The organism is Pseudomonas sp. 43NM1 (genome assembly GCF_002836905.1).
GTDB classification, from domain to species: domain Bacteria; phylum Pseudomonadota; class Gammaproteobacteria; order Pseudomonadales; family Pseudomonadaceae; genus Aquipseudomonas; species Aquipseudomonas prosekii.
Window position 1 is genome coordinate 1 of record NZ_MKGS01000073.1, and the last position, 6,711, is coordinate 6,711.

Annotated in this window: 5 protein-coding genes and 1 rRNA gene; 3 read left to right on the forward strand and 3 right to left on the reverse strand. The window is 57.7% G+C overall.

Annotated elements, in window-relative coordinates; translation table 11 throughout:
• The 3 genes from BI292_RS08355 to BI292_RS08370 all read right to left on the reverse strand — a co-directional run.
• Positions 1-142: ribosomal RNA gene (locus BI292_RS08355) — 16S ribosomal RNA — on the reverse strand; the annotation flags it as partial.
• Positions 143-722: 580 nt separating this feature from the next.
• On the reverse strand, positions 723-2,216 hold the full coding sequence (locus BI292_RS08365) for a CoA-acylating methylmalonate-semialdehyde dehydrogenase (protein WP_092273708.1): 1,494 nt from the start codon (positions 2,214-2,216) through the stop codon (positions 723-725).
• Between the two features lie 72 nt (positions 2,217-2,288).
• Positions 2,289-3,638 carry an aspartate aminotransferase family protein gene (locus BI292_RS08370; protein WP_101207587.1) on the reverse strand — a complete coding sequence of 450 codons (1,350 nt, stop codon included), beginning with the start codon at positions 3,636-3,638 and terminating at the stop codon, positions 2,289-2,291.
• A 152-nt stretch (positions 3,639-3,790) separates the two neighbouring features.
• Between BI292_RS08370 and BI292_RS08375 the strand changes: the two genes are divergently transcribed.
• From BI292_RS08375 to BI292_RS08385, 3 genes are all read left to right on the forward strand, one after another.
• Positions 3,791-4,711: a LysR family transcriptional regulator gene (locus BI292_RS08375; protein WP_101207588.1), complete on the forward strand. Its 921-nt coding sequence runs from the start codon at positions 3,791-3,793 to the stop codon at positions 4,709-4,711.
• Between the two features lie 199 nt (positions 4,712-4,910).
• Positions 4,911-5,561 (forward strand): TetR/AcrR family transcriptional regulator, encoded by a 651-nt coding sequence (locus BI292_RS08380; RefSeq protein WP_101207589.1) that lies wholly within the window; start codon positions 4,911-4,913, stop codon positions 5,559-5,561.
• Positions 5,562-5,568: 7 nt separating this feature from the next.
• Positions 5,569-6,150 (forward strand): YigZ family protein, encoded by a 582-nt coding sequence (locus BI292_RS08385; RefSeq protein WP_101207590.1) that lies wholly within the window; start codon positions 5,569-5,571, stop codon positions 6,148-6,150.
• Positions 6,151-6,711 lie beyond the last annotated feature (561 nt).

A 6,711-nucleotide genomic window follows, 5' to 3' on the forward strand; every position in this document is an offset into this window, starting at 1 on the left:
CCCCCACTACCAGGCAGATTCCTAGGCATTACTCACCCGTCCGCCGCTCTCAAGAGAAGCAAGCTTCTCTCTACCGCTCGACTTGCATGTGTTAGGCCTGCCGCCAGCGTTCAATCTGAGCCATGATCAAACTCTTCAGTTCAAACATCTTTGGGTTTTTAAGAAACCCTAAACTTGGCTCAGCAATCGTTGGTTACATCTTTGATTTCTCGCGAAGTAACTTGTGATGCTGATAATCTTGTTGACTATCAGTCTGACTCCACAAGCACCCACACGAATTGCTTGATTCAGTTGTTAAAGAGCGGTTGGTTAAGATCTTTCGTCTCAACCGAGGCGCGCATTCTACAGCAGCGCCAGTTGCTGTCAAGTGGTTATTTTCAGAAGTTTTCGAAGATTTCTTCAACAACTTCAACCACTTGCGCTTTCGATCTCTCGTTAGCGGGAGGCGAATTCTACAGCGTTACTCGCTGCTGTCAACTCCTCTTTTTCAACCCTCTTTCGCGCTTCGATGAACTGAAGCAACTCACTGCCGAAACCTGCGTAACTCATTGTTTACCAAGGAGTTTTCCGTTTCGACTGCGCCGGAAGTGGGGCGAATTATAGACTTCCAGAATCTGCCGTCAACACCTATTTTCACAAAACTGTCATATAGGTCAGAAAAGCCCCAAAAGCACGAAGGCCGGCCCCCCATCAATTGAGGAGCCGGCCTTCTGCCCTTCTACTTACAAGCTAGGGAACGCGAATTGCGATGCCTCATGGCTCGCTCGTTGCGGCCAGCGTTGAGTAATCGCCTTGCGGCGGGTGTAGAAACGCACGCCATCCGGACCATACGCGTGCAGATCGCCAAACAGCGAACGCTTCCAACCGCCAAAGCTGTGATAGGCCACTGGCACTGGCAACGGCACGTTAACGCCAACCATCCCGACTTCAATCTCATCGCAGAACAACCGCGCCGCTTCGCCGTCACGGGTAAAGATGCAGGTGCCGTTGCCGTATTCGTGATCGTTAATCAGCTGCATCGCCTCTTCCAGGCTGTTGACCCGGACGACGCACAACACCGGCCCGAAGATCTCTTCTTTATAGATGCGCATTTCTGGCGTGACGTTATCAAACAGGCAGCCACCCAGGAAGAAGCCTTCCTCATGCCCTGCCACGCTCAAACCACGGCCATCCACCACCAAGGTTGCGCCAGATGAAACGCCGTCTTCTATATAGCCACTGACCTTGTCGCGCGCCTGACCGGAAACCAGCGGCCCCATGTCCAACCCGCAAGAAGTGCCTGCACCAATCTTCAGCGCCTTGATCTGCGGCACCAACTTGGCCACCAGCGCATCGGCCACTTGGTCACCGACACACACGGCCACCGAAATCGCCATGCAACGTTCGCCGCAAGAACCATACGCCGCGCCCATCAGTGCGCTGACCGCGTTATCCAGATCCGCATCCGGCATCAGCACCGCGTGGTTCTTCGCGCCACCCAGTGCCTGGACGCGCTTACCGCGCTTGGTGCCCTCTGCGTAGATGTACTCGGCAATCGGCGTCGAGCCCACGAAGCTCAATGCTTTGACTTCCGGCGCTTCGATCAGCGCATCCACCGCAGCCTTGTCGCCGTGCACCACACTCAGCACGCCCTTAGGCAGACCGGCTTCGATCAGCAATTGCGCGATCAGCAGGGTCGAGCTTGGATCACGCTCGGACGGCTTGAGGATGAAGCAGTTGCCGCAGACGATCGCCAACGGGTACATCCACAACGGCACCATCGCCGGGAAGTTGAACGGGGTGATCCCCGCAACCACGCCCAACGGCTGGAAGTCCGACCATGCATCAATGTTCGGGCCGACGTTACGGCTGTATTCACCCTTGAGAATTTCCGGAGCCGCGCAAGCGAACTCGACGTTCTCGATGCCACGCTTCAATTCACCGGCGGCATCCTCCAGGGTCTTGCCGTGTTCTTCGCTGATCAACTGGGCGATGCGCGCTTCGTTCTGCTCCAGCAATTGCTTGAAGCGGAACATCACCTGGGCACGCTTGGCCGGCGGCGTGTTGCGCCACGCCGGAAACGCAGCCTTGGCGGAATCAATGGCTTTCTGAATAGTTTCGCGGCTGGCCAATGGCAGCTTGTGGATGGCTTTGCCGGTCGACGGGTTGAACACGTCGGCGGTGCGACCTTCCTCGGTCACCAGTTCACCATTGATCAAATGCGGGATAAGGCTCATGCGGGGCTCCAGAAAATTGTTCACGGGCGCTCATCAAATAGCGCCCTTCTTTATATAGAGAGAGACGAGAAATCAGTCGATCTTGTTCAGCACTTCGCCGACCGCATCGAACAGGCGATCAAGGTCTTGCGGCTTGCTGTTGAAGGTTGGGCCGAACTGCAGGGTGTCGCCGCCGAAACGCACGTAGAACCCGGCTTTCCACAACGCCATGCCCGCCTCGAACGGACGCACAATCGCATCGCCATCACGCGGGGCAATCTGGATCGCGCCGGCCAAACCGTAGTTACGAATGTCGATGATGTTCTTCGAGCCTTTCAGCCCGTGCAGCGCATTTTCGAAATGCGGCGCGACTTCGGCGACGCTTTGCACCAGGTGTTCCTTTTGCAGCAAATCGAGTGCTGCCAGGCCCGCGGCGCACGCCACCGGGTGTGCCGAGTAGGTATAGCCGTGCGGGAATTCCACCGCGTACTCCGGCGTCGCCTGGTTCATGAACGTGTGATAAATCTCGGAACTGGCAATCACCGCGCCCATCGGGATCGCGCCATTGGTGACTTGCTTGGCGATGCACATCAGGTCCGGGGTCACACCGAAACTGTCGGCGCCGAACATCGAACCGGTACGACCGAAACCGGTGATCACTTCGTCGAACACCAGCAGGATGTTGTGCTGATCGCAGATTTCGCGCAGACGCTTGAGGTAACCCTCAGGCGGAACCAGCACGCCAGCGGAGCCGGCCATCGGTTCGACGAAGACTGCAGCGATGTTCGAAGCGTCGTGTAATTCGATCAACTTCAGCAACTCATCTGCCAGGGCGATGCCGCCCTCTTTCGGCATGCCACGCGAATAGGCATTGCTCGCCAGCAAGGTGTGCGGCAGGTGATCGACGTCCATCATCGCCTGACCGAACATTTTGCGGTTGCCGTTGACGCCGCCGAGGCTGGTGCCGGCAATGTTCACGCCGTGGTAACCCCGGGCGCGGCCAATCATCTTGGTTTTGGTCGCCTGACCTTTCAAACGCCAGTAGGCGCGGACCATCTTCACGGCGGTATCCGCACACTCGGAACCCGAGTCGGTGAAGAACACGTGATTCAGATTGCCCGGCGTCAGGTCAGTGATTTTCTCGGCCAACTGGAACGACAACGGGTGGCCGTACTGGAAACCCGGCGAGTAATCGAGCGTGCCCAACTGCTTGGCGACCGCTTCCTGAATCTCCTTGCGCGTATGCCCGGCGCCGCAGGTCCACAGACCCGAAAGCGAATCGTAGACTTTGCGGCCCTTGTCGTCCGTCAGCCAACTGCCTTCGGCGGCGACGATCAGTCGCGGATCACGCTGGAAATTTCGGTTGGCCGTGTAGGGCATCCAGTGCGCATCAAGCTTGAGCTGGCTGGCCAGGGAAGTCGGGGCGTTTTCGGGCAAGTTCATTGATTAAAACCTCGCAGGCAATAAGCGGCATAGAGATCAAAAGCGTTCTTGCAGCTAAATTGCCACGGGGATAAAGTCGGTGAAATCCAACTCTTCTAACCTTCAGTCAGCCAGTCACTAAACTTTCATCTCCCAACCATGAGCGCCCAACCATGAGCACCCGCCGCCCCGATCCGCTGGCCCAGGTCAGTGACTTTGATATCCGCTTGTTGCGGATTTTTCGCAGCGTGGTCGAGTGCGGCGGCTTCTCGGCGGCGGAGTCAGTGCTCGGCATCGGTCGCTCGGCCATCAGCCAACAGATGAGCGATCTGGAGCAGCGCCTCGGCTTGCGCCTGTGCCAACGCGGGCGCGCCGGGTTTTCCCTGACCGAAGAAGGTCGCGAGGTTTACCAATCGGCGTTGCAGCTATTAAGTGCGCTGGAAAGTTTCCGCACCGAGGTCAACGGCCTGCACCAACACCTGCGCGGCGAGTTGACCATCGGCCTGACCGACAACCTCGTCACCCTGCCGCACATGCGCATTACACATGCCTTGGCACAATTGAAGGAACGCGGGCCGGACGTGCAGATTCAGATCCGCATGATTGCCCCGAATGAAGTCGAACAAGGCGTGCTCGACGGACGCTTGCATGTTGGCGTGGTGCCGCAGGCCAGCGCGTTGTCGGGGCTGGAATATCAGCCGTTGTACAGCGAGCGTTCGCTGTTGTATTGCGCGGTCGGCCATCCGTTGTTTTACGTTGATGACAAACAACTGGACGATGATCGTCTGAACAGCCAGGACGCGATTGCGCCGACCTTCCGTTTACCCGCCGAAATCCAGGCGCATTACCAAGCGCTGAACTGCACCGCCAGCGCCTCCGACCGTGAAGGCATGGCGTTCCTGATTCTGACCGGACGCTACATCGGCTACCTGCCGGACCATTACGCGAGTCTCTGGGTGCAGCAAGGTCGCTTGCGCGCGCTCAAACCCACCGCGCGTTTTTACGACCTGAGCCTGGCCTCGGTCACGCGCAAGGGCCGGCGCCCGCACCTGGTGCTGGAAAGTTTCCTCGAAAGCCTTGCCGCCACCCGCTAATAAACGAAGAACCCTGTGGGAGCGAGGCTTGCCCGCGAAGGCGTCATATCAGCCAACATCAGTGTTGAATGTCAGACCGCTTTCGCGAGCAAGCTTCGCTCCTACAAGGGCAAGGTTTTATCGTGTCAGCACTTGTCTGAAACCGGCGGGTGCGCTATCAACGCAGGGGTTGCACCCACAGACCATTCCGGAAGTGCCTATGACCTTTGAAGTCCCCGCCCACGGCGGCAAACCTGCCAGCCGCATTCGTCAGAAGAACGAAGAGACGATCCTCAAAGCCGCCGAAGATGAATTCGCCCGCCACGGGTTCAAAGGCACCAGCATGAACACCATCGCCGTGAATGCCGGGTTGCCCAAAGCGAACCTGCATTACTACTTCAGCAACAAGCTGGGTTTGTACGTGGCAGTGCTGAGCAACATCATCGAATTGTGGGACAGCACCTTCAACACCCTCACCGCCGACGACGATCCGGCCGAAGCGCTGACGCGTTACATCCGCGCGAAAATGGAATTCTCCCGACGCCAACCGCAGGCCTCGCGGATTTTCGCCATGGAAGTGATCAGCGGCGGTGAATGTTTGACCGAGTATTTCAACCAGGATTACCGCGCTTGGTTCAAGGGACGCGCCGCCGTGTTCCAGGCCTGGATCGATGCCGGCAAAATGGACGCAGTCGACCCGGTCAACCTGATCTTCCTGCTATGGGGCAGCACGCAGCACTACGCCGACTTCGCCACGCAGATTTGCCGAGTCAGCGGCCGCGCCAAGTTGACCAAGCAAGACATGGAAGATGCCGGCAACAATCTGATTCGAATTATTCTAAAGGGCTGCGGCCTGACACCGACTATCTAAGCGACCTATGCCTTTTACCCTCAGCGACTTTTGCGAATACCGCGAAGAGATTCGCAAAAGCCGCTTCATCACCCTCGCCGCGCCAATCAGCAGCCCGGCCGACGCCCAAACATTCATCGAGCAGCACAGCGACTTGAACGCCACGCATAATTGCTGGGCGTGGAAACTCGGCGGCCAATACCGCAGCAACGACGATGGCGAACCCGGCGGCACCGCTGGCCGGCCAATCCTGGCGGCGATTGAAGCGCAGGATTGCGATCAAGTCGCGGTGTTGGTGATTCGCTGGTACGGCGGCATTCAACTCGGCACCGGAGGACTGGCCCGCGCGTATGGCGGCGGCGCCAACAAATGCCTGCAAGCGGCGCCGAAAATCGAATTGATCAGCCGCGTGCCGCTGAGTTGCGCGTGTGCGTTCGGCGAATTGGCACTGGTGAAGTTGCGGGTGGCGGAGCTGGGCGGGTTGGTGGTCGAGGAATCGTTCACCGCCAACGGCGTCGATCTGAAACTGGCGCTGGGCGAAGCGCAGATTGAAACGCTGCAATTGCAGCTCGCCGATTTGAGCCGTGGACGCATTCTTCTTGAGCGGTAAGTCTTGAGCGATGCAGGCTGCAATATTTCAGGGCGTTGATCCTGTTCACTGCGATCGACACTTGCCCACATCTACTGTGCACCCGGCTGTGGATAACCTGAGCACATAGCGCTGTAACCCTTCTGTCATGCGGCTTTGCGGGGATTGTACGTTTTTCGTCCAAAGCGCCATCAAAAACGCCAAATCCACGGAAAAACAAACAGTTAGCGCGGTTTATCACCTTTAGAAGATAGCGGCGTTGCGCTTATGCCCGAGCGTCGAGCTTGCACACAAATACTGTGGAGCAAGCTGTGGATAACCCGTTCATGCCTCGCGCAGCCCCATATCCGGCATAGCTTGCAGCCGATTGCTCGTTTTTTGATCAACCGTCGCGGACAAAAAAGGAGCCTTATCAAGCCCTTTGCTCCGAAGTGGTGCCTGAGCTGCGCAAACATCCTCTCGCCACATCCCGCGCAAAGCCTGCCCCGGCATGGCTCGACGCAAATTCCTGACTCAATGGCCAGAAAATTGCTTTATCCACAGGCATTCACTCCATCGACCCGAGCCTGTCATGCCCAACCC